The organism is Agromyces protaetiae, from assembly GCF_030866785.1.
Lineage (GTDB): Bacteria > Actinomycetota > Actinomycetes > Actinomycetales > Microbacteriaceae > Agromyces > Agromyces silvae.
The window spans coordinates 804,164-824,051 of record NZ_CP133018.1; the positions used below are offsets into that span (position 1 = coordinate 804,164).

Sequence of the window (19,888 nt, forward strand, 5' to 3'; positions counted from 1 at the left end):
CCACACATGACTCTGACTGACCCGGTGAACTCGGCGAAGAACGACCCGGCGCACGCCGGCGGCGGCAAGCTCAAGCTCGTCGACCACGTCAACGCCATCAACTGGAACCGCATCCAAGACGACAAGGACCTCGAGGTCTGGAACCGTCTGGTGAACAACTTCTGGCTGCCCGAGAAGGTGCCGCTGTCGAACGACATCCAGTCGTGGAACACGCTGACCCCCGAAGAGCAGACGCTCACGATGCGGGTGTTCACGGGGCTCACGCTGCTCGACACGATCCAGGGCACCGTCGGTGCGGTCTCGCTCATCCCCGACTCGATCACGCCGCACGAAGAAGCGGTCTACACGAACATCGCGTTCATGGAGTCGGTGCACGCGAAGAGCTACTCGTCGATCTTCTCGACACTGTGCTCGACGAAGGAGATCGACGAGGCGTTCCGGTGGAGCGTCGAGAACGAGAATCTGCAGAAGAAGGCTGCGATCGTCATGGAGTACTACCGTGGCGACGAGCCGCTGAAGCGCAAGGTCGCTTCGACGCTGCTCGAGTCGTTCCTGTTCTACTCGGGCTTCTACCTGCCCATGTACTGGTCGAGCCGCGCGAAGCTGACCAACACGGCCGACCTCATCCGCCTGATCATCCGCGACGAGGCCGTGCACGGCTATTACATCGGCTACAAGTTCCAGAAGGGGCTCGAGCAGGTCGACCAGGCCAAGCGCGACGAGCTCAAGGACTACACCTTCTCGCTGCTGTACGAGCTCTACGACAACGAGGTGCAGTACACGCAGGACCTGTACGACGGCGTCGGACTGACCGAAGACGTCAAGAAGTTCCTGCACTACAACGCGAACAAGGCGCTGATGAACCTCGGCTACGAGGCCATGTTCCCGAAGACGGTCACCGACGTGAGCCCCGCGATCCTCGCGGCGCTGTCGCCGAACTCCGACGAGAACCACGACTTCTTCTCCGGGTCGGGTTCGTCGTACGTCATCGGCAAGGCGGTCAACACCGAAGACGAGGACTGGGACTTCTAGAGATCCCTCGCGACCCACACGCAACGGGCGGATGCTTCGGCATCCGCCCGTTTTGTGTCTCGATCGCGCGACATCACGCGGGCATTCGCGCGCGCGTCAGCGGGGAACGTGCATTGTCCTCCTGTCGGGTGTCTCTGTGAAGTCCCTCCGCGGATCCACCGGCGGGTGCCGATGATGGCGTCCGTAGCCATGCGTGCGAGCGGTCCTCCGACCTGAGAAGCGCCGGCATGCTTCCCCATCGCTGGAAGGCAGGATCATGAGAGCAGTCGTCTACGAAGGCCCGCGCAATGTCAGCTATGTGGTGCTTCCGTTCGACGAGGACCCGACGCTGACGCTGAACCGGCTCGTGAAGTCGGTCCGCTTCACCGGCGAGATCGGGGTGGTCGGGGTGTTCATCCCGGAGGATCCGGGGGCCGCCGACGAGTTGGCGAAGCAGGGAAAGGTCGCCTTCGACTTCGGTGAGTTCTGGTTCCGTGGCCAGAAGCTCGGCAGCGGCCCATGCCCGGTCAAGCGGTACAACCGGCAACTGCGCGACCTCGTCGCGGGAGGAAAGGCGAAGCCGTCCTGGATCGTCAGCCACGAGCTCTCCCTCGACGAAGCGCCCGAGGCCTACGAGCACTTCGACAAGCGGGACGAGGGTTGGACCAAGGTCGTTCTGCACCCCGATGGCGTCTCGTCGGCGTCGTGATGTGGCCGACGGGCTGACGACGACCAGGGTCACATGGGAGATCGCGGAAGGAGCGCCACACGTGCGGACCCCGGTCGTGCTGCGGCCTTCAGCGACGCCATCATCGCAATCGTCATCACGCTCCTCGTTCTTGATCTCAGGCCGCCCGAGACTGAGCCCGGCGGCCTGCTGGCCGGCCTGCTGAACGAGTGGCCGACCTACCTGGCGTACGCGGCCTCATACGCCTATCTCGCCGTGATCTGGATGAACCACAAGGCCGCCTTCACCCGAATCCGGGAGATGGACATCGGCCTGCAGTGGACCAATCTGGGGATCCTCGCGACGCTCGCGCTGGTGCCATGGCCGACAGCGGTGATCGCCGAGACGGCGAGAACCGGCAATCTGGCTGACGAGCGCGTCGCGGTCGCGTTGTACGCGATCATCGGCGCACTCCTGTGCCTGTCCTGGCTGGTGTTCTTCTCGTACTTGGCGCGGCATCCCGACCTCACGAAAGAGGAGGTCGACGACTCGTACTTCGCACGCGAGCGTCCGCGCGCCCTCATCGGCGTGGTGCTGTACTTGGCGGCGGGAGCGGCGGGCCTGCTCATCCACCCGCTGATGGCGTCGGTGATCTTCCTCCTCCTGCCCGCGTTCTACGCCTTCACCAGCCACGGGTTCGATCAGCGGCCTGCCGTGTTCCGCGGTGGCGACCGTGACGACATGTCGGAAGCGGCGGCGCGCCGAAGGGCGACTGAGGGACCGTACAGCTCGTGCTCGCCATCCGAACCGGCTCGGGCCAAGCTGGAACGCATGACGATCTCAGAGACCGATCTGGTCCATCTGCGGCGGGCGGTCGAACTCGCGCGCGACGCGCTCGACACCGGTGACGGTCCGTTCGGGTCCGTGCTCGTCGATGCCGCGGGCGTCGAGCGGTTCGCCGACCGCAACCGGGAGGCGACGACGGGCGATCCGACGAGGCATCCGGAGTTCGAGATCGCGCGCTGGGCGGCGACGAACCTGCGCGCCGACGAGCGAGCGGCGGCGACGGTGTACACGTCCGGGGAGCACTGCCCGATGTGCGCGGCCGCGCACGCCTGGGTCGGGCTCGGCCGCATCGTCTACGTCGCCTCGGCCGAACAGATCGCGGGCTGGCGCCGCGACCTCGGGGCGCCGGCGTCGCCGGTCAGTGTGCTGCCGATCGAGGCCGTGGCGCCGAACCTCCCCGTGGAGGGGCCGGCGGAGCAGCTCGTCGCTGAGGTGAAGGCGCTCGTCGAGCGCGCGATCCGGCCGCTCTGATCGGGCCCCAGGTCGGAATAGCGGCTCGGGCTCGATCGACCCAGCGGTGCGATCGCGGAGCGCGTGCGCGCGGTCCGGTCAGGTGGAGAGGATCTCGCCGGCGCGCGACGTGCCAGCCGATGGTCTGCGCATCGAGCGCTCGCGGCGGAGCATCCGTTCGCGTGGATCCTCAACGCTCGGTGCGAGACGCGACCGGATCGACCGGCGCGACCGGATCGACCGGCGCGACCGGATCGACCGGCGCGACCGGTCGCAGCCGCGGCACCCAGCAGCGCACCACCGTGCGATAGCGGCGATAGTCCGCGCCGAACCGCGCGTCGAGATCGGACTCCTCGAGGGGGCGGACGACCCAGTTCCAGACGAGCGACCCGGCGATCGCGTACGCGACCACCAGCCACGACGACATGATCAGACCGACCGCGGCACCTTGGACGATGCCGGCCACCGCCATCGGGTTGCGCACGAATCGATACGGTCCGGCGATCACGAGCCGGTTCGGCATCGCGGCCGGAAGCGGGGTGCCGCCGCCCTTCGTCGACATCGCGGCCGCCGCCCAGATACCGAGCGCGCTCGCCGACACGAGCACGACGACGCCGGCCACGCGCAGCGCGGACGGGAACGCGAGCGCGAGTGCCCACCGCGTTTCGAGCGCCGCAATCGCGAGCGGGATGACCACGAGGAAGAGCCCCCAGAAGACTACGATCTGCGCGGCGGTCGCGATGACATGCGCGGATGCCTCGGCTCGCGCCTTCGCGGGCCGGAACCCGAACGGGCCGAGCAGGATCCACTCGCTCGGCAGCCGCCCGAGCAGCAGCAGGCACAGCGCGAGCGTCGAGCCGCAGCTCGCGGCGATCATCGCCAGCACGCCCCAGCCGGCCTCGCCGGTGACGGTCGCGTACCCCGCGAGGGCGATGGTCACGAGCCCCGTCCAGACGGTCGCGACGATCGCGGCGGAGCGCAATCCGAACGCGGCGAGCGCCGACGTGCCCACGAAGAGCGGCACATCGAGCACCGCGACGATCACCGGATCCAGGCCGCCCAGCGTGGCGACGCGCACGACCGGAACCGTGAAGACTGCGACCCACCAGGCCGCACCGGCGATCGCCTGCACGCCGAAGTACACCCGAGCCCATCGCATGTCCGCACCCTATCCGGCGCGTGCCTCAGTCCGAGGACGACTCCGCGGGCGGATTGTGCATGAACTCGAGGCGGATGCCGTTGTCGTCCTCGACGAAGGAGGCGTAGTAGCGGTCGTTGTATCGCGGGTACGGCTTGGGCTCGCGGACGGCCGCCCAACCGGCATCGAGCGCGATCTCGTGCAGACGGTCGACGTCTTCGCGGGAGTCGACGGCAAACGCGAGGTGCTGCCAGCCGACGCGGCCGTGCCGGTGCGGCCCGCTGTCCGCCTCGCGGGCGGGGAAGAGGATGAGCTCCTCTTCGCCGCGGTACCAGGAGACCCCGTTGTCCGCGTCGGTCCTCGTGCAGCCGAGGGCCTGCATCACCGGGTCGAACTGTGCGATCGAGCGGGGGAGATCCTCGACGGAGATGCCGAGGTGGTCGAAGAGCGCCATCGGGCCAGCCTATGCGAGGGTCGATCCCGTTGCCTGCCGAGGCCGATGCGCTCGATCGAGCCGTGACGAGTCGTCGGCACGAGCGGGCGACACGCCGCCGCAGCCCGTGCCTCAGTCGGCCTGTCGTCGAATTCTGCCGACGACTCGTCACCCACCCGGCGCCCCGGCGCAGCCGCCCGGCACCGGCGGGCGGCCGGTACGGATCAGCCGGCGAGCCAGGTGACGACGCCGAACACGCCGAGCGCGACGGGTGCGGCGAGCGAGAGCAGGCTGCCCGCTGACGGGCGGAGCCGCAGGCGGCGGCCGGTCGCCGCGACCGTGCCGGGCGCTGCGCGCTCGTCGACATAGGTGCGAGTCCGGCGGCGGGCCTTCGCGGCGAGGGCGGCGGTCAGCGTCAGCATGGCCGCGAAGCGGTCCGGTCGCCAGAGCTTCCATGGCCGGCCGACGTAGGCAACGAGGGTTCCGTCGATGAGCTCGATCTCGCAGTCGGATGCGACATCGAGCAGCAGTGCCATGAGGTCGGGCGTGAAGATGTAGAGCGCGTCGCGTTCGTAATCGCGTGGGCAGTAGAGCGTGAACGTCCGGTCGAAGCCGCCCTCCAGCCGCAGCCGCTGGTCGGCCCGGACCCTGGATCCGGTCTGGCGCAGCACCTTGGAGCGTCGGTTCACGAGGGCGATGTGCGGGGTCGGGCGGTCGAGTCCGATCTGCACGAAGCCCACCCGGCGAGCGGTCGGGTCCGAGCCGGGCGCGAACGTGGCGGCCAGGAAATCGACCGGTAGGACCGGATCGAAGGCCGGGAACACGGCATCCGTCGCGACCTGCCGGCCCGGGCGGACCAGCGCGGTGCCGGCGAAGCGTGCGAGCGGTTCCCGGGCCGAGTAGGCGAGTCCGTTGTCGCTCGCCAGACGATCGATGCGGACGCGCCGCGCGACGTTCCGCCAGATGAGCGCGCCGAGCAGCCCCGAGTACAGGGCCGTGAGGATCGAGACTCCCGCGAACACCGCGCGTTCGACGTCGTCGCCGAGCCCCGTGGCCGGCAGGATGAACGCCACGAACGCCATCTGGCCGACGAGAACGGCACGGCGGCGCCGTGACCTGAGAGAATCCGACGATGACCGACGACGCGCCGACGCTCCCGCCGATCCGGCTCCCAGAGGGCCGCGCCCTCCCGGCGGGTATGACGCTGCGTCGCCCCGATGCGGAGGATCACGCCTCGGTCGTCGCGGTCATCCCCGAGTGGTGGGGTCTGCCGGCTGGCACGCGCCTGACGGCGCTGCTGCCGCGGTTGTTCTTCCAGCACTTCAGCGACCGCTCCTTCCTCGCGGAGGATGCCTCGGGGCTGGCCGCGTTCCTGATCGGCTTCCACTCGTCGGCGCAGCCCGAGGTGGCGTACATCCACTTCGTGGGCGTCCGGCCCGACGTGCGCGAGGCTGGTCTTGCGCGCACCCTCTACGAGGCGTTCTTCGCCGAGGCGGTGGCCGCCGGCCGCCGCCGCGTCGATGCGATCACCGGCCCGAGCAATCGGCGGTCGCAGTCCTTCCACCGCTCGATGGGATTCGAGGCGACGGGCACCGCCGAGGTCGACGGCGTCCTCGCGTGGCTCGACTACGACGGGCCAGACGAGCACCGTGTCGCCTTCACGCGCCGGATCGGCCCGCCGACGCCTTAGATCGTGCTTGCCAGGTGGGCGTTGCGGGCAGCGATCAGTCGACGGAGGTACGGGCCGAGCACGACCTCGGCGGCGCGACCGAGCAGACCGAAGGGTGCGGCGAAGCGCACGCGGTCGAGCATCAGGGTGCCGCCGGCGTATTCGGTGTACGTGTGCTCATGCCGGAAGCTCGCGAACGGGCCGCTGACCTGCTCGTCGACGAACCGGAACGGCGGGTCGAGCTCGGTGATGCGGCTGGTCATCCGGAACGGCACACCGAAGTGCCAGGCGCGCCAGGTCACCTCCTCGCCGAGCCCGATGCGCCCGGTCGTCACGCCGCCGATTGCACGCTCGCGCGAACGAGCCATCGACGCGACGTGGGCATCGATGTCGGGCACATCGAGAACACCGACTCGCGTGGCGCCGAGACCGGCGTGCGCACCTCGAACTCGACCACGGGATCCACCATAGGGTCCGGGCCGGTGGGTGCTGCCCGGTCGTCTGACTGACAGCGGCTTCCGGTTCGGGTTCACCGATCTCGACGCGGCCATCGACGACGTCCGGAGAACGAGCTCACGCGGCGGACCGAGTATCAGGGCCCTGCGACGAGCTTCTCGGCCGCTTCGACGAGATGGCGAGCGTGCCGGACGGCGCTCCGCGTGACGTCTTGCCGCACCGCCGCAGCGCCATACTGGTACCCGGACTTCTCCGTGAGCAGCGCAGAAAGATGTTTGCGCGGTTCCTTCGACGGCGTCGTGGCCTCTTCGAGTACCGCGAGGGCGTCGCCGTGCGCGTCGCCTTGGGCGCAATAGCCCAGGATCTTCCCGGTGATGGCATCGGACGCCGCGATGCCGGCACTCACCGCGTTCGCACCCGCGACCTGCCAGTCCGACGGGCCGTCGCCTTCCGCGTACATCTCGGCCGCCTCGAGGAACTTCCTTGCAGCTCGCAGCCGGATCTGTACTTCCGCGGCGTTCATAGTGCGGCGTTTCGGGGTGAGGCGTGGGGGTGTCACTGAAGTCCTTCCGGGAGCTGACCGTGGAGTGTCTCACCTTCGCCGACCCATGACACCGCGAACGGGTCATGCTCTCGGATCGACTCGACGAGTTGACGCTGCGTGATGCCGATCACCTGGGCGACATTGCCGGTCCAGCTCTCCACGGCGCGTGCGAGTGCGTCCGTGAACGTCTCGGCGTCGTCGTTCGTCGTGGCATCCGGGTACACGACGACCAGGTCGACGTCGGATTCCGCATCGGCCGTTCCGGAGCTGACCGATCCGAACAGGATGATCGACGTGCCGGCCGGCGCCTCGCGCTCGGCGAGGTCACGGATGCGGTGTCTCAGCTCGATGGCGGCAGAGAGAGCCGCGTGCACGGCCGGCCACAGGAGGTGGTCCCGGTTCAGGCGATAGAGCGTCGCGTAGGGGCGGGGGGTCGCGGTGAGCAGCCCCATCGTGCTCAGCCTCCGCAGCGACGTGTTCACACTGCTGGGGCTGCCCGAGGCGGCGAGGCGGTGCACCTGGCGGCCGCTGTACTCGGCGTGGCTGCGTGCGAACACGCCGAGGACCGCTGCGTCGAGCCTGCCGACCAGCGATGCGAGCGGCATGCCGAGGTCCATGATGCTCCTGCGTCATCTGAGAGTCTGTACTCGATAGCGTACATGTGTTCTGACTTCAGTACAGATATCCAGGCTTCTTACAGCTACGAATGCGGTCGGTCGCCCGGGGCCACGGCGGGTGCGTCGCGGCGAACGCTCAGGGCGCTGAGCAGCGCGGCGGGAGTCTCGGGGTCGTCGAGCGTGAGGGCGAACTGTGAGCCCGAGGTGGTCGTGACCACCAAGCCCGGGCCGCCGCGCAAGATGATCGCCGAGCGGCCGGCCCTGATGCGGTAGCCCCAGCCGCCCCACTCTTCCGGCCGGAGATCGGCGGCCTCGACGGCGGCGATCCGGTCGAGGGGGATGCGCTTGAGCGGGACGCCGAACACGAGGGATGTCACGCGCAGACCCCGCCAGTCGATCGTGACGCGGAGGCGGATGAAGCTGGCGACGAGCATGAGCGCGACCGCAAGCACCACCAGACCGAACGCGAACGCGCCGAGCTCACCGGTGATGATCGCGGATGCGACGATCACGCCGGTCACGACGGCGACGACGCCGGTGGCCCAGATGAAGACGTTCGCGGTGATCGAGCGGCTCCATGCCCCCACCTCGCTCGCTCCGAGCTCCAGCGGAGCGACGCTCGTGCGCGGTTCGGCCGGGCTCCGAGGGGCGATGGCGAACGGGAGCAGGCCGTACAGCACCGAGCCGAAGAAGGCGAGGATCCACCCGCCGAGCACCGCCGCTTCGGGGGAGCCTGCCTGGAGGGTGAGCCACGCGGGCACGAGCCAGATCGTCGCCGCGATACCCACCGGAAGGCCGAGCCAGAACAGCGTGGCGCGGCTCGCACGGGCGTCCACTCGCGGCAGCGCGACGACGATCGCCGCGGCGATGGCGAGCGCGGAGGTGACCGCGAGTGCGCCGATGAAGACCGGCATGGTCGGCAGGCTGTCGTCGGCTGTACCCAGCCCCGACCAGTGCGAGGCGATCCGGGCGGGCAGCCGATCGTTCCAGGCGAGGGCGGACACCCCGACAGCGAGCGCCGGGACGAACATCGCCGCGACGGCGAGCACCCAGCGAACGCGGTCGCTACGGGTCAGCATGCGCGCTCCACGAGACCAGTGATCTCGCGCGGCGAGAGTCCGAGCTTCCGGGCCTCCGCCGCGAGTTGTGCGGCGAGCTCGGTGACCCGCACCATCCCTGCGCTCGCCTCCGGGCGCACCCACGCCCCTCGCCCCTGTCGCATCTCGATCAACCCTTCCTGCCGCAGCTGCGCGTAGGCGCGCAGCACGGTGTGCATGTTGACCTGGAGCGCCACGGCGAGATCTCGCGCCGCGGGGAGCCGCTCGCCCGGTGCGAGCTGCCCGGACACCACGCCGCTGCGCACCTGTGTGGCGATCTGATCGGCCAGCGAGGCCGCCGAAGCAGTGTCCAGTCGGAACAACATGTTTGCAATGCTAGTAGAACAATCCAGTGTCCTCCGTTCGTCGCCGGCAACGTGGCGACCCGGCACTGCGCGACCCGGGCGACTTCGGGGGCGGTTCCGCCGACCCGCTCACCCGGTTCGGCGACTCCTGGCGTCTCGGGCTCCCGTTGTCTGCGATCTTCCTCGCCTTCGCCGTGCTCTACGTGCCCCTCGTCTGGCCGTTCTGGGCTCAGATCTGGCCATTCTGAGCTCAGATCTGGCCGTTCTCCAGCTCAGATGCTCGCGACCGCCGCGCGGATCGCCTCGAGCGCCGCCTCCGGGTGCGACACCATCGACACGTGCGACGCGCTCAACTCGCTCACGGTCGACCCGGCGCGGGCGGCCATACGGCGCAGCACATCGACGGGGATGACCCGGTCGTCGGTGCCGATGACCGCCCAACTCGGCAGCGACCGCCATGCCGGCGGCCCCGATGGCACGACGTTCGCGACGAGCGAGGCCGGTCGCTGGCTGGCGACGATGGTCCAGCGGTCGGCCTCGGCGAGGTCCTGGGCGAACGACTCGTGCACGACCTCGGGCTTCAAGAACACCTCGGCTGCGCCCTCGGGCGCGCCCGGGTAGCCGGCGATGTCGAAGATCGTCGTGGGGTCGGGCACGGCGAGCGCGGAGCCGGATCCCTCGAGGATCTGCACGACCGTCTCGCCCTCGTCGGGCACGAACGCGTTCACATAGACGAGCGCGCGCACGTCGCCCCCACCGGTCGCGGCGTTCGTGATGACCGCGCCGCCGTAGGAGTGGCCGACGAGCACGACCGGACCGCTCGTGCGCTGTGCAAGGAACGACGCGACGTACGCCGCGTCGTCGGTGAGCCCGCGCAGCGGGTTCGGGGGTACCAGCACGGTGTACCCATCGGCCTGCAGTGCCCTCGTCACCGCATCCCAGCTCGAGCCGTCGGCCCAGGCGCCGTGCACGAGCACGATCGTGGGCTTCGTCGCATCCGTCATCATCACCCTCTCGTCGAAGGCGGACGGTCGGGTCCGCCACGGCGCACACTACGCCCGTGAGAGCGCGGCCACCAGAGGTGATGAGTTTTGCTCCGCTTTATTCGCGGGCTCCGGTCGGTGAGACCCGGCGCGATCACGCCACGGTCGCGCCACCGCCACCCCGGATGTGCCAGGGCTGCCCGTACCCGCCGAGATCCTCCGGCCGCGCCATCAGCTCGAGGAACTCCGCGGCGTCGAACGCCTCGGGTCCGAGCACGCCGACCCCCTGCCAGCGGCCGTCGGCGAGCAGCTCGAGGGCGATCACGGGGTTCAGCGCCGTCTGCCAGACGACGCACTGCGCCTCGTACTCGGCCATCGTCCACTCGTTGTCGGACACGTGGTACAGGTACGACTCGCGCGGCTCGCCGGTCTTCGCATCGCGGCCGGTGACCCACACGCCGGCGCAGGTCTTGCCGGTCATGCGCGGGCCGATGGTCGCCGGGTCGGGCAGGCCGGCCGCGACGACATCGCGCGGCGCCACCTCGACGGGCCCGTTCGCGCTGCGCACGCGCACGGGCGTGGTCTTGTCGAGCCCGAGCGTGTGCAGCGTCTTCAGCACGCCGATGAACTCGTCGCCGAGGCCGTACTTGAACGTCACGCGCTTGGCATCGAGCCAGCGCGGCATGAGCAGCACCTCTTCGTGCTCGACGTTGACGCACTCGACCGGCCCGATGCCCTCGGGGAAGTCGAACACCTCGGGCTCGCTGAACGGCGCGGTCGTGTACCAGCCTCGCTCCTGCTCCCAGACCACCGGCGGGTTCAGGCATTCCTCGATCGTGGTCCAGATCGAGAAGCTCGGTGCGAAGATCTCGTTGCCCGCCTCGTCGCGCACGACGAGGTTCGCGCCGTCACGCACACCGAGCTCGTCGATCTCGGAGAACAGGTGATCCGCGGCGTACCGCGCGAACACGTCGGACAGGCCGGGCTCGACGCCCATGCCCACGAGCGCGAGCCGACCCGCGCGCTCCCAGTCGCCGGCCTGCGCGAACTGGTCGTCGCCGAGCTTGACGCCGGTCTGGGTGTAGGGATCGGTCGGATGCGGCTCGGAGAGGCTCATCGCCATGTCGAGGTAGTCCGCGCCCGCGGCCAGGGCCCCGGCGAAGATCGACGGCACGAACTTGGGCTCGACCGCGTTCATCACGTGCGTGGCACCGTGCTCGCGCGCGACGGCGGCGACCACCTCGGGGTCGCTCGCGTCGATCTGCGCGGTGGCGAACGTCGCGGCGACCTCGTCGCCATGCCGCTCCCGGATCCAGTCGACCGTGCGCTGCGCGCGCGACTCGTCGTAGTCACTCACCACGATGCGCTCGTAGAAGGAGCGGCGGGCCGCGATCTTGGCGATGGCGTCGCCGACGCCGCCGGCGCCGATGAGCAGGATGCGCATGTCAGTCTCCGATCTCTGCGACCTCTGGGGTCGCGATCTCCGCGACCTCGACGGTCGCGGCAAGCTGGGTTGCGGTGGTGCGGTCGGGCTGGGCGCTCACGCCGCCGGCTCCGCGCGTGGACGCGGTTCCGCAGGCTACCGCGAAGGCGAGGGCGTCCGGAACGGATGCTCCGCGGAGCCGAGCGGCGATGAAGCCCGCAGCCAGGGTATCGCCGGCTCCGACCGTGTCGACGAGCTCGCCGGTGACCTCGGGCGTTCGGGCGCGGAAGGTCACGGTGGTGCCGCCCGCGCGCTGGACGGCGAGCGCACCGTCGGCGCCGAGCTTCGCGACCACGATGCCGCCATCCGGCATGCGTGCGGTCGCCAGCGCGATCGCCTGGCCGAGCGCAGCCGTGCGTGTGATGCCCGTGAGCTCCTGCTCGTTGCCGAAGAACACGTCGGTGTGGGCCAGGACGTCGAGGATCCCGCCGTCCCACGTCTCGGCGGGGTCGAAGTTGCCGTCGAGCGACGTCGTCAGGCCCTGCGCCCGGGCGTCGGCGAAGACGCGCGACGCGTCGGGCTGCAGCGCATGCTGCAGGAAATAGCTGCCCAGGTGCAGATGGCCGGCCTCACGAATCGCCTCCGCCGGGACATCCGTCGCCGTGACCGTACCGATCGAGCCCATCGACGTGAGGATCGCCCGGTCGCCGCCGGGTCGCGTGAGGTGCGTCGAGGCGCCCGTCGGCAGCGACGGCTCGACCCGGATGAGGTCGGTCGCGACACCACGGCGTGCCAGCTCGGCGTCGAGGAATGCGCCGAACGTGTCGTCCCCGCGCACGCTCACGAGCGCGGTCGGCACCCCGAGCGCGGCCGCACCGCACGCGGTGATGGCGGAGGAGCTGCCCATGGTCAGCGTCGTGGCGGGCACGATCTGCTCGTGCTGACCGAACCTGATCTCGTCGCCGGTCTCGATGATGAGGTCCACGCAGAGCTCGCCCACGACGAGCAGGCGGTTCAGCTCGGGTGCGGGAGCAGCCATTCGCACCACACCCCTTCGATCGCGATCGCGTGCGTGCGACCCCATTCTGCGACAGCACGCGCCGCCGCGTCGCGCGCGGCGGTCATGGCCTCGGCGCCCCGGTCGGACCCGTGGATGGTGACGACCGGCCACGCGCCGGCCGAGCGGTCCGGGTTCGAACCGTCGCCGCTCGCCACATACTCGCCCGATGCGACCGAGGTCGCGATGACGTCGCCGTCCGCCAGGCCGAGCGTGTCGGCGAGCGTGTCGGCGACCGCGGCGAGCAGCGCGCGCGTCGCCGGATGCGGCGGCGCGACGACCGTGACGACGGGCATCAGTCGGTGACGAGGACTGAACGGTTCAGGAAGGGAGGGGTGTCGGGGTTGCGCCCGCGCGTCGCCGCGAGCGCGACCGCGAGCCGGTGCACGAGCGGCAGGTTCGCCTGCGGGTCGAGGTCGTCGCGATAGACGGATGCCCCGGTGCCGAGCACGTCCTCGACGACGATCTCGGGCGCATCGCCGAGGAACCACACGAGTGAGCCGGGTCCGGCGCACGAGATCGGTCCGTGCTGGTACTCCCAGACCGGGTACGCCTCGGTCCAGAATCCGGCGGACTCACGGATCTTGAGGGCCGCCTCCTGTGCGAGGCCGACCGACCAGCGGTGGCCGAGGAAGACGACGTGCTGCAGGGCCTCCGGGTCGGCGGGGAGGTCGAGGGCGAGCGCGGTCCGCGCGTCGTCCACGAGCGATGCCGGAGCCGCGTCGATCGAGGCGCGGAGCACGGTCAGCCCGGTCGTCGCGAACCGGGTCTGCACGACGGACTGCTCGTCGGCGAAGCCGAGGTGCACGGTGCGGTCCGCGCACAGCCGACCGAGCGGGGTGTCGACATCGCCGAGGATCGCGGTGATGCGGTGCGTGTCGCGGTAGCGCTCGACGAACTCGACGACGTCCGCGGTCGTGCCGGAGCGCGAGATGACGACGAGGTGCTCGTCGGGGTCGACCCAGTCGAGCTCACTCGGGATGGCGGCGCGCGTGCGGCCGAGGCCGGCATCGTTGCGCAGATACGCGTACGCGTCGCCCATGTAGTACGACGTGCCGCACCCGACGACGAGCACCTGCTCGCCAGGGCCGGGCAGCAGCGCACGGTGCTCGGTCGCGAGGTCGAGCGCTCGGCGCCACACATCGGGCTGGCTGGCGAGCTCGGCGCGAGTGATCGATCCGGGCTCTGCAGTGGTGTCGTTCATCCTTGCTGCTTTCTGCTGCTTCGACGCGCTCTGCGGCGAACTGAGCAGAGTCAATCAGATATGAGCATGAAATGAAAGTTATTGACGGATTCAGATCGATGATGAATACTGCTGAGACAACCCGGCGGCATCGTGGCACCGGCTCGCCGTCCGATCAGAAGGAGATCGCAGCGTGAATCACAGCAAGAAGCGGATGCTCGGTGTGGCCGGCATCCTGACTGCAGGCAGCCTCGTCCTGTCGGGATGCGCAGGTTTCGGCGGGGGCGGCGGTGACGAGGGCGGCGACCAGACGCTCACGTTCACGACGTGGGGCAGCGAGTCCGAAGAGGAGAGCTTCGCGGAGCTCATCGCCCAGTTCGAGGCCGAGCACGAGGGCGCCGAGATCCGCCTCAATGTCGTGCCGTACGACCAGATGTTCTCGAACATCGACGCGCAGCTGTCGGCCGGCAACGCCCCCGACCTGTTCCGCGTCGACTACGGCAACCTCGGCGTCTACTCGAGCCAGGGACAGCTGCTCGACCTCGGCGAGTACTTCAGCGACGACGAGGCCGCCGAGTTCACGCCCGCGATGTGGGAGGCGATCTCCTACGACGGCGCACCGTATGGCGTCCCCCACCAGACCGACGTGTCGGCGCTGCTCGTGAACACCGATCTGCTCACCGAAGCCGGGATCGACCCCGCCTCGCTGCCCACGACGCAGGACGACGCGTGGACGTGGGAGCAGTTCGCCGAGGTCGCCACGCAGCTGCGCGCGGCGCTGCCGGCCGACAAGTTCCCGTTCGTCTACAACTGGCAGCTGGGCGGCGCGCCGCGCTGGCTGAGCTGGCTGTTCCAGGCCGACGGCACGTTCCTCGACGGCACGACCGCGACCATCGACTCGCCCGAGGGCACCGAGGCGCTCGACTTCACCAAGAGCTTCTTCGAGCAGAACTGGGTGCCGCCGACGAGCTCCACGAAGGCGACGGTCTACGCCGACTCGCTCTTCACCGAAGGCACCGCGGCCATGGCGTTCATCGGCTCGTTCCTCGTTCCCGACATCGACTCGCTCGCGGGCTTCGAGTGGACGGCCGTGCCGATGCCGAAGGATGTCCGCGGCGCGACCGATCTGGGCGGCAACGCGCTCGTCGCGACCAAGGACACCAAGAACCCGGAGCTCGCCGCAGAGTTCCTGAAGTTCATGGTCTCCGCCGACGCGATGGCGCTGTTCTGCGGCAACACCAACGAGCTCCCGACGCGCCTCGACCTCGAGGGCGACGCGGTGACGTTCAAGATCCGCCCGGACGTCATGCCGGTCTTCGTCGACCAGGCGGCGACCATCGAGCCGAGCGACGTCAAGCAGCTCACCTCACCGGCCATGGCCGCGATCAACACCGCGTTGCAGGACCAGCTCGAGGCCGCGTTCATCGGCGGGCAGTCGACCGCCGACACGCTCGCGAACCTCTCGGCCGCCATCGAGGCGGCGGCGCAGTAATGACCGTCACGACCGCCCGCGACCGGGAGCGCACCGCGGTGCCCTCCCGGCCGCGGGCGGCGCGCCGCGCCGCCATCCTCCGCGAGTACCTCGTCGGCTGGGGCTTCGTCGCCCCGAACCTCGTCCTGCTGACGTGCTTCCTCTTCGTGCCCATCATCTGGGCGATGGTCATCTCGTTCCAGGACACCCGCGGGTTCGGCACCCCCGAGTGGGTCGGGCTCGACAACTACGTCACCCTGGTCACCGACCCGGTCTTCTGGCGGAGCCTCCTGAACACGCTCGTCTTCACGGTGGCGACCGTGCCGATCGAACTCGCCGGCGGCCTCGGCCTCGCCGTGCTCCTGAACTCCGTGCTCCCCGCCCGGGGGCTGTTCCGCACCCTCATCGTCCTGCCGATGGTCATCTCCGGCGTCGCGTCGGGCATGATCGCCGTCATCCTCTTCTACGAGTCCAACGGCCTGATCAACAAGGTGCTCACGGCGATCGGGCTCGACCCCGTCGGCTGGCAGTCGCAGGGCGGGCCGGCCATGGTCTCGGTCGTGATCGCGGCGATCTGGCTGCGACTCGGCTTCAACATGATCATCTACCTGGCCGGTCTGCAGTCCATCTCGCCCGAGATGTACGAGGCCGCACGCATCGACGGTGCGAGCCGGTGGCAGCAGTTCCGGTCGGTCACCGTGCCGCTCGTCGGTCCGTCGACCTTCTTCCTGCTCATCATGAACGTCATCGCGTCGTTCCAGGTGTTCGACCTGATCTTCGTGATGACGGGCGGTGGCCCCGGTGACGCCACCTCGGTCCTCGTCACTTACGCGTACCGCAACGGCTTCGAGATCCGGGAGCAGGGCTACGGCGCGGCCATCGGCATCGTCATCCTGATCATCACCCTCGTCTTCACCTTCATCCAGTGGAAGACGAGCCGAACCCGCGATCTCGCCGAATAGGAGGTGAGCATGACCCAGACCACCGCCACCAGCGCCATGCTGGAGATCGCCGAGGCCGACGAGCTCGGCGCCCGAAGGGCCGGACGCGTCCAGCGCCGGCGTCGCAACCGGCCGCCCGGGGACCGCCGCGGCATCGTCTCCCGCACGATCATCGCGACCGTCGTCACCGTGATCGTCGTCTTCCCGCTGTACTGGATGCTCGTCGTCGCGTTCTCGCCGCGCGGTGAGGTGTTCCAGCCCGGCCTCACGCTGTGGCCGAGCACGTTCACGCTCGACAACTTCACGAAGGTGCTCGACCGGTTCCCGGTGATGGGATGGTTCGGCAACTCGGTGGTGATCGGCGCGTTCGTCACGGTGCTCACGGTCATCGTGAACCTGCTCGCGGGATACGCGTTCGCGCGACTTCGGTTCCGCGGTCGCACCGCCGTCTTCCTGCTCGCACTGTCGACGATGATGATCCCTGTGCAGGCGATCATGGTCGCCCAGTTCCGGCTCGTGTCCGGCCTCGGCATCTATGGCACCTACTGGGGTGTGATCCTGCCCGGCGCGGCGGCCGCCTTCGGCATCTTCCTCGCGAGACAGTTCTTCATCAGCATCCCCGACGAGATCGTCGAGGCCGCGCGCATCGACGGGGCCGGGCATCTGCGCACGTTCATCCAGGTCGTGCTGCCGCTCTGCAAGCCGCTCATCGCGGTGCTGACCCTGCTCACGTTGATGGGAAGCTGGAACGACTTCGCCTGGCCGCTCATCGCTCTGAAGGACAACGAACTGTTCACCCTGCCCATCGGGTTGCTGTACCTCAAGAATCAGACCTCGCCCGACTACAACGCGATCATGGCGCTCGCGCTCATCTCGGTGCTGCCCATGGTGCTGCTGTTCCTGTTCTTCCAGCGCTACTTCGTCCAGGGCTTTGCAAGGAGCGGAATCAAGTGACCCTGACCTACCTCTGCACGCTGCCGCTCCCGGACGCGTGGTTCGCCGAACTCGAGGCCCGGGTGCCCGGCGTGGAGATCGTCCGTGCGGCGCCGGACTCGCCCGTCGACCCCGACGTGCTCGGGAGGGTCGGTCTGCTGCACACGAGCGACTGGTTCCCCGAGGCGCACGAGGCGCCCGCGCTGCGCTGCGTGCAGCTCGACACGTCGGGCGTCGACCACGTGCGGGTCACGTCCCTCTGGGCGACGGATGTCCCGATCACGACCCTCGGCGGCATCGCTCCGGTGCCCATGGCCGAGTACGCCATGATGTCGATCCTGGAGCTCGCCCACCGGATGCCGCTCATCGAGCAGCATCGTGCCGCACGTAGCTGGCCGTCGAACGCCGAGCGGCTCTCGACGTTGACGCCGAAGCAGCTCGCAGGGGCGACGATCGGCGTCATCGGCTACGGCCGCATCGGCCGCGAGATCTCGCGGCTCGCGAGCGTGTTCGGCCTGCGTGTGCTCGGGCTCAGCCGCTCCGGCCGTCCGGCCGCGGGCGGCGAGAAGTTCGACACGGGCCGGTCCACCGCGGCCGAGGACCCCACCGAGCTGTTCCCGATCGACCAGCTCGACGAGGTGCTGCGCCGCAGCGACTACCTCGTCGTGGTCGTGCCGCTCACCGAGCTCACCCGGGGCCTGATCGGCGCCGCGCAGCTCGACCTGCTGCCGCACGGCGCCTCGGTCGTGAACATCGCCCGCGGGGGAATCGTCGACGAACCGGCGCTGCTCGAGCGGCTCCGCGACGGACGCATCGGCGGCGTCGCGCTCGACGTGTTCGACGAGGAGCCGCTGCCCGAGGCATCCGTCTGGTGGACCGAACCCGGCGCGCTGATCACACCGCACGTCGCGGGGCTGGCGCCGCAGTACCATGCACAGACACTCGATCTCGTGGTCGAGAATCTGACCCGCTTGGCCGATGACCGGCCGCTGCTGAATGAGGTGGACCGTGCGGCCGGCTACTGAACCCCTGCTCGGACCGAAGCGTCAGCGTGAGCTGCTGAACTACATCCGGGCGTCCGGCTCCGGCTCGGTGAACGAGCTCGCGCGCCTGCTGGGCGTCAGCACGTCGACGGTCCGGCGCGACCTCAACGACCTCCAGGACCGTGGCCTGCTCGAACGCGTGCACGGCGGCGCGGCGCAGGTCGGCGACGACGTGGAACCGCTGCGCCCGCTCCGCGAGATCTCGTACGCCGAAGAGAAGCAGCGCATCGGGCAGGCCGCGGCGGCGCACGTCGCTCCGCACTCGACCGTGCTCATCACCGGCGGTACGACGACCGAGGCGATGCTGCCGTTCCTCGGCAGCGTCGGCGGGCTGACGGTGCTCACGAACAGCCTCATGGTCGTCAACCGGCTTTCGCAGTTCGCCGACATCGACCTCATCGTGCTCGGCGGTCTGCTCAGGCGACAGGAGATGAGCCTCCTCGGCCACCTCACGATCGCGGGCCTCGACGAGTTCGGCATCGACCAGGTGTACACGGGCGCGTTCGGTGTCGATCCCGAGATGGGCGTCACCGGCACGAACCTCTCCGAGACGCAGACCGACCGATCGCTCGCGTCCTCGGCGCGCCAGCTCATCGTGCTCGCGGACCACTCGAAGCTCGCGCAGCGCGGCCCGGCGCGGCTCGTGCCGACGAGCGGCATCTCGCGGCTCATCGTGGACGACGGTGCCGACGCCGGCATCCTGGAGCGGTTCCGTGCCGCGGGGGTGACCGTCGAGACATGCTGATCCCGACCTCCCGCCTGGCGGCGGGGCTGGGCGCGAGCCTGCCCGCAATCGCCGCGTTCAACGTCATCACGCTCGAGTTCGCCGAGGGCATCGTCGAAGGTGCCGAGCGCGCCGGCACGCCCGTGCTGCTCTCGGTCAGTCACAATGCGGTGCGCTTCCACGGGGCGCTCGCGCCCATCGCGGCCGGGTGTCGTGCGCTCGCCGAGGCGGCCGATGTGCCGGTCGCGCTGCACCTCGACCATTGCGAGTCCGAGGACCTCGTGCTCGAGTCGGCCGACCTCGGGTTCGGCTCGGCCATGTTCGACGCGTCGAAGCTCGACTTCGCCGCGAACGTCGCGGCGACGGCACGCGTCACCGAGCGCGGGCAGGCTCGTGGGCTCTGGATGGAGGCCGAGCTCGGCGAGGTCGGCGGCAAAGACGGCGCCCACGCGCCTGGCGTGCGTACCGACCCGGCTGAGGCGGCCGCGTTCGTCGAGGCGACCGGGGTCGACGCGCTCGCCGTCGCGGTGGGCACCTCGCACGCCATGACCGAGCGTACGGCCGTACCCGACACCGAGCTCATCGCCCGGCTCGCCGCGGTCGTACCCGTGCCGCTCGTGCTGCACGGCTCGTCGGGGGTCGGCGATGCCGCGCTCCGCGACGCCGTGGCCGCGGGCATCCGCAAGGTCAACGTGGGCACCCAGCTCTCGGCCGACTACAGCGGCGCGATGCTCGCCGGGCTCGGCGGTCGACCGGACCCCCGGCCGGCGCTTCGCGACGCGCGCGCCGCCATCGCGGACTCCGTCGAGCGGCTGCTTGGCGTGATCTCCGTGCCCGATTCTGTGAACACAGGACATCATGAACATGATTCAGCATCTGCCCGACAGTGAGGAAGCA

25 protein-coding genes are annotated in these 19,888 nt (G+C 69.6%); 12 read left to right on the forward strand and 13 right to left on the reverse strand.

Features of this window, described 5'->3' with window-relative positions; genetic code table 11:
• The first annotated feature begins 6 nt into the window (after window positions 1–6).
• The 3 genes from nrdF to QU602_RS03685 all read left to right on the forward strand — a co-directional run bounded on the left by nrdF (window position 7) and on the right by QU602_RS03685 (window position 2,995).
• Complete coding sequence (nrdF, locus tag QU602_RS03675; RefSeq protein WP_308798825.1) at window positions 7–1,032, forward strand: class 1b ribonucleoside-diphosphate reductase subunit beta; 1,026 nt, start codon at window positions 7–9, stop codon at window positions 1,030–1,032.
• 256 nt (window positions 1,033–1,288) lie between these two features.
• Complete coding sequence (locus QU602_RS03680) at window positions 1,289–1,720, forward strand: MDR/zinc-dependent alcohol dehydrogenase-like family protein (protein WP_308798826.1); 432 nt, start codon at window positions 1,289–1,291, stop codon at window positions 1,718–1,720.
• 33 nt (window positions 1,721–1,753) lie between these two features.
• On the forward strand, window positions 1,754–2,995 hold the full coding sequence (locus QU602_RS03685; protein ID WP_308798827.1) for a TMEM175 family protein: 1,242 nt from the start codon (window positions 1,754–1,756) through the stop codon (window positions 2,993–2,995).
• 169 nt (window positions 2,996–3,164) lie between these two features.
• Here QU602_RS03685 and QU602_RS03690 read toward each other — a convergent pair whose 3' ends face one another.
• The 3 genes from QU602_RS03690 to QU602_RS03700 all read right to left on the reverse strand — a co-directional run bounded on the left by QU602_RS03690 (window position 3,165) and on the right by QU602_RS03700 (window position 5,627).
• On the reverse strand, window positions 3,165–4,133 hold the full coding sequence (locus QU602_RS03690) for a methyltransferase family protein (RefSeq protein WP_308798828.1): 969 nt from the start codon (window positions 4,131–4,133) through the stop codon (window positions 3,165–3,167).
• Between the two features lie 25 nt (window positions 4,134–4,158).
• Window positions 4,159–4,566 (reverse strand): VOC family protein, encoded by a 408-nt coding sequence (locus QU602_RS03695; protein ID WP_308798829.1) that lies wholly within the window; start codon window positions 4,564–4,566, stop codon window positions 4,159–4,161.
• A 203-nt stretch (window positions 4,567–4,769) separates the two neighbouring features.
• The gene (locus QU602_RS03700) at window positions 4,770–5,627 is read right to left on the reverse strand and encodes a hypothetical protein (RefSeq protein WP_308798830.1); all 858 of its coding nucleotides are present in this window, start codon (window positions 5,625–5,627) and stop codon (window positions 4,770–4,772) included.
• A gap of 50 nt (window positions 5,628–5,677) precedes the next feature.
• On the opposite strand from QU602_RS03700, the gene QU602_RS03705 reads away from it, so the two are divergent.
• Window positions 5,678–6,235: a GNAT family N-acetyltransferase gene (locus QU602_RS03705; RefSeq protein ID WP_308798831.1), complete on the forward strand. Its 558-nt coding sequence runs from the start codon at window positions 5,678–5,680 to the stop codon at window positions 6,233–6,235.
• Here QU602_RS03705 and QU602_RS03710 read toward each other — a convergent pair.
• A complete protein-coding gene (locus QU602_RS03710; RefSeq protein ID WP_308798832.1) occupies window positions 6,232–6,612 on the reverse strand; it encodes an SRPBCC family protein in 381 nt (126 codons plus the stop codon). The two genes, QU602_RS03705 and QU602_RS03710, sit on opposite strands and share 4 nt — an antisense overlap.
• 88 nt (window positions 6,613–6,700) lie before the next feature.
• Between QU602_RS03710 and QU602_RS19095 the strand changes: the two genes are divergently transcribed.
• Complete coding sequence (locus QU602_RS19095) at window positions 6,701–6,877, forward strand: hypothetical protein (protein WP_373692881.1); 177 nt, start codon at window positions 6,701–6,703, stop codon at window positions 6,875–6,877.
• On the opposite strand, the gene QU602_RS03715 is transcribed toward QU602_RS19095, so the two are convergent.
• The 4 genes from QU602_RS03715 to QU602_RS03730 form a co-directional block, all read right to left on the reverse strand.
• Window positions 6,807–7,193, reverse strand: a complete 387-nt coding sequence (locus QU602_RS03715) for a hypothetical protein (protein WP_308798833.1) — start codon at window positions 7,191–7,193, stop codon at window positions 6,807–6,809. The two genes, QU602_RS19095 and QU602_RS03715, sit on opposite strands and share 71 nt — an antisense overlap.
• A 32-nt stretch (window positions 7,194–7,225) precedes the next feature.
• Complete coding sequence (locus tag QU602_RS03720) at window positions 7,226–7,831, reverse strand: nucleotidyltransferase domain-containing protein (RefSeq protein ID WP_308798834.1); 606 nt, start codon at window positions 7,829–7,831, stop codon at window positions 7,226–7,228.
• Window positions 7,832–7,914: 83 nt separating this feature from the next.
• Window positions 7,915–8,910: a hypothetical protein gene (locus QU602_RS03725; RefSeq protein ID WP_308798835.1), complete on the reverse strand. Its 996-nt coding sequence runs from the start codon at window positions 8,908–8,910 to the stop codon at window positions 7,915–7,917.
• The gene (locus QU602_RS03730) at window positions 8,904–9,254 is read right to left on the reverse strand and encodes a GntR family transcriptional regulator (RefSeq protein WP_308798836.1); all 351 of its coding nucleotides are present in this window, start codon (window positions 9,252–9,254) and stop codon (window positions 8,904–8,906) included. Before QU602_RS03730 ends, QU602_RS03725 begins: the two co-directional genes overlap by 7 nt.
• A 26-nt stretch (window positions 9,255–9,280) precedes the next feature.
• Here QU602_RS03730 and QU602_RS03735 point away from each other — a divergent pair, with 26 nt between their 5' ends.
• Window positions 9,281–9,481, forward strand: coding sequence for a hypothetical protein (locus QU602_RS03735; RefSeq protein WP_308798837.1), 201 nt, complete (start codon window positions 9,281–9,283; stop codon window positions 9,479–9,481).
• Between the two features lie 24 nt (window positions 9,482–9,505).
• Here the strand turns inward: QU602_RS03735 and QU602_RS03740 are convergent, their stop codons facing one another.
• From QU602_RS03740 to QU602_RS03760, 5 genes are all read right to left on the reverse strand, one after another.
• Window positions 9,506–10,237, reverse strand: a complete 732-nt coding sequence (locus QU602_RS03740) for an alpha/beta fold hydrolase (protein ID WP_308798838.1) — start codon at window positions 10,235–10,237, stop codon at window positions 9,506–9,508.
• A gap of 133 nt (window positions 10,238–10,370) precedes the next feature.
• Window positions 10,371–11,660, reverse strand: a complete 1,290-nt coding sequence (locus QU602_RS03745) for a saccharopine dehydrogenase family protein (protein ID WP_308798840.1) — start codon at window positions 11,658–11,660, stop codon at window positions 10,371–10,373.
• A 1-nt stretch (window position 11,661) separates the two neighbouring features.
• Entirely contained in the window at window positions 11,662–12,678 is a 1,017-nt protein-coding gene (locus QU602_RS03750; RefSeq protein ID WP_308798842.1) for a carbohydrate kinase family protein, read from the reverse strand.
• On the reverse strand, window positions 12,654–12,992 hold the full coding sequence (locus QU602_RS03755; RefSeq protein WP_308798844.1) for a hypothetical protein: 339 nt from the start codon (window positions 12,990–12,992) through the stop codon (window positions 12,654–12,656). Before QU602_RS03755 ends, QU602_RS03750 begins: the two co-directional genes overlap by 25 nt.
• A complete protein-coding gene (locus QU602_RS03760) occupies window positions 12,992–13,900 on the reverse strand; it encodes an SIS domain-containing protein (protein ID WP_308798845.1) in 909 nt (302 codons plus the stop codon). Before QU602_RS03760 ends, QU602_RS03755 begins: the two co-directional genes overlap by 1 nt.
• 172 nt (window positions 13,901–14,072) lie before the next feature.
• Here QU602_RS03760 and QU602_RS03765 point away from each other — a divergent pair, with 172 nt between their 5' ends.
• From QU602_RS03765 to QU602_RS03790, 6 genes are read left to right on the forward strand one after another with little or no spacing between them, the layout of a single operon-like run.
• On the forward strand, window positions 14,073–15,371 hold the full coding sequence (locus tag QU602_RS03765) for an ABC transporter substrate-binding protein (RefSeq protein WP_308798846.1): 1,299 nt from the start codon (window positions 14,073–14,075) through the stop codon (window positions 15,369–15,371).
• Complete coding sequence (locus QU602_RS03770; protein WP_308798848.1) at window positions 15,371–16,312, forward strand: carbohydrate ABC transporter permease; 942 nt, start codon at window positions 15,371–15,373, stop codon at window positions 16,310–16,312. The genes QU602_RS03765 and QU602_RS03770 overlap by 1 nt, the downstream gene beginning before the upstream one ends.
• A 9-nt stretch (window positions 16,313–16,321) precedes the next feature.
• A complete protein-coding gene (locus tag QU602_RS03775) occupies window positions 16,322–17,245 on the forward strand; it encodes a carbohydrate ABC transporter permease (RefSeq protein ID WP_308798849.1) in 924 nt (307 codons plus the stop codon).
• Window positions 17,242–18,249, forward strand: coding sequence for a D-2-hydroxyacid dehydrogenase (locus QU602_RS03780; protein ID WP_308798850.1), 1,008 nt, complete (start codon window positions 17,242–17,244; stop codon window positions 18,247–18,249). Before QU602_RS03775 ends, QU602_RS03780 begins: the two co-directional genes overlap by 4 nt.
• Complete coding sequence (locus QU602_RS03785; protein WP_308798851.1) at window positions 18,233–19,012, forward strand: DeoR/GlpR family DNA-binding transcription regulator; 780 nt, start codon at window positions 18,233–18,235, stop codon at window positions 19,010–19,012. The genes QU602_RS03780 and QU602_RS03785 overlap by 17 nt, the downstream gene beginning before the upstream one ends.
• Complete coding sequence (locus tag QU602_RS03790) at window positions 19,006–19,881, forward strand: class II fructose-bisphosphate aldolase (RefSeq protein WP_308798852.1); 876 nt, start codon at window positions 19,006–19,008, stop codon at window positions 19,879–19,881. The genes QU602_RS03785 and QU602_RS03790 overlap by 7 nt, the downstream gene beginning before the upstream one ends.
• Window positions 19,882–19,888: the final 7 nt, after the last annotated feature.

What these genes read in the sequence shown, in the direction of transcription:
- nrdF (WP_308798825.1), top strand. Translation starts at nt 7, where the DNA reads ATGACTCTGACTGACCCGGTGAACTCGGCGAAGAACGACCCGGCGCAC.
- QU602_RS03680 (WP_308798826.1), top strand. Translation starts at nt 1,289, where the DNA reads ATGAGAGCAGTCGTCTACGAAGGCCCGCGCAATGTCAGCTATGTGGTG.
- QU602_RS03685 (WP_308798827.1), top strand. Translation starts at nt 1,754, where the DNA reads ATGGGAGATCGCGGAAGGAGCGCCACACGTGCGGACCCCGGTCGTGCT.
- QU602_RS03690 (WP_308798828.1), bottom strand. Translation starts at nt 4,133, where the DNA reads ATGCGATGGGCTCGGGTGTACTTCGGCGTGCAGGCGATCGCCGGTGCG.
- QU602_RS03695 (WP_308798829.1), bottom strand. Translation starts at nt 4,566, where the DNA reads ATGGCGCTCTTCGACCACCTCGGCATCTCCGTCGAGGATCTCCCCCGC.
- QU602_RS03700 (WP_308798830.1), bottom strand. Translation starts at nt 5,627, where the DNA reads ATGGCGTTCGTGGCGTTCATCCTGCCGGCCACGGGGCTCGGCGACGAC.
- QU602_RS03705 (WP_308798831.1), top strand. Translation starts at nt 5,678, where the DNA reads ATGACCGACGACGCGCCGACGCTCCCGCCGATCCGGCTCCCAGAGGGC.
- QU602_RS03715 (WP_308798833.1), bottom strand. Translation starts at nt 7,193, where the DNA reads ATGAACGCCGCGGAAGTACAGATCCGGCTGCGAGCTGCAAGGAAGTTC.
- QU602_RS03720 (WP_308798834.1), bottom strand. Translation starts at nt 7,831, where the DNA reads ATGGACCTCGGCATGCCGCTCGCATCGCTGGTCGGCAGGCTCGACGCA.
- QU602_RS03725 (WP_308798835.1), bottom strand. Translation starts at nt 8,910, where the DNA reads ATGCTGACCCGTAGCGACCGCGTTCGCTGGGTGCTCGCCGTCGCGGCG.
- QU602_RS03730 (WP_308798836.1), bottom strand. Translation starts at nt 9,254, where the DNA reads ATGTTGTTCCGACTGGACACTGCTTCGGCGGCCTCGCTGGCCGATCAG.
- QU602_RS03740 (WP_308798838.1), bottom strand. Translation starts at nt 10,237, where the DNA reads ATGACGGATGCGACGAAGCCCACGATCGTGCTCGTGCACGGCGCCTGG.
- QU602_RS03745 (WP_308798840.1), bottom strand. Translation starts at nt 11,660, where the DNA reads ATGCGCATCCTGCTCATCGGCGCCGGCGGCGTCGGCGACGCCATCGCC.
- QU602_RS03750 (WP_308798842.1), bottom strand. Translation starts at nt 12,678, where the DNA reads ATGGCTGCTCCCGCACCCGAGCTGAACCGCCTGCTCGTCGTGGGCGAG.
- QU602_RS03755 (WP_308798844.1), bottom strand. Translation starts at nt 12,992, where the DNA reads ATGCCCGTCGTCACGGTCGTCGCGCCGCCGCATCCGGCGACGCGCGCG.
- QU602_RS03760 (WP_308798845.1), bottom strand. Translation starts at nt 13,900, where the DNA reads ATGAACGACACCACTGCAGAGCCCGGATCGATCACTCGCGCCGAGCTC.
- QU602_RS03770 (WP_308798848.1), top strand. Translation starts at nt 15,371, where the DNA reads ATGACCGTCACGACCGCCCGCGACCGGGAGCGCACCGCGGTGCCCTCC.
- QU602_RS03775 (WP_308798849.1), top strand. Translation starts at nt 16,322, where the DNA reads ATGACCCAGACCACCGCCACCAGCGCCATGCTGGAGATCGCCGAGGCC.
- QU602_RS03790 (WP_308798852.1), top strand. Translation starts at nt 19,006, where the DNA reads ATGCTGATCCCGACCTCCCGCCTGGCGGCGGGGCTGGGCGCGAGCCTG.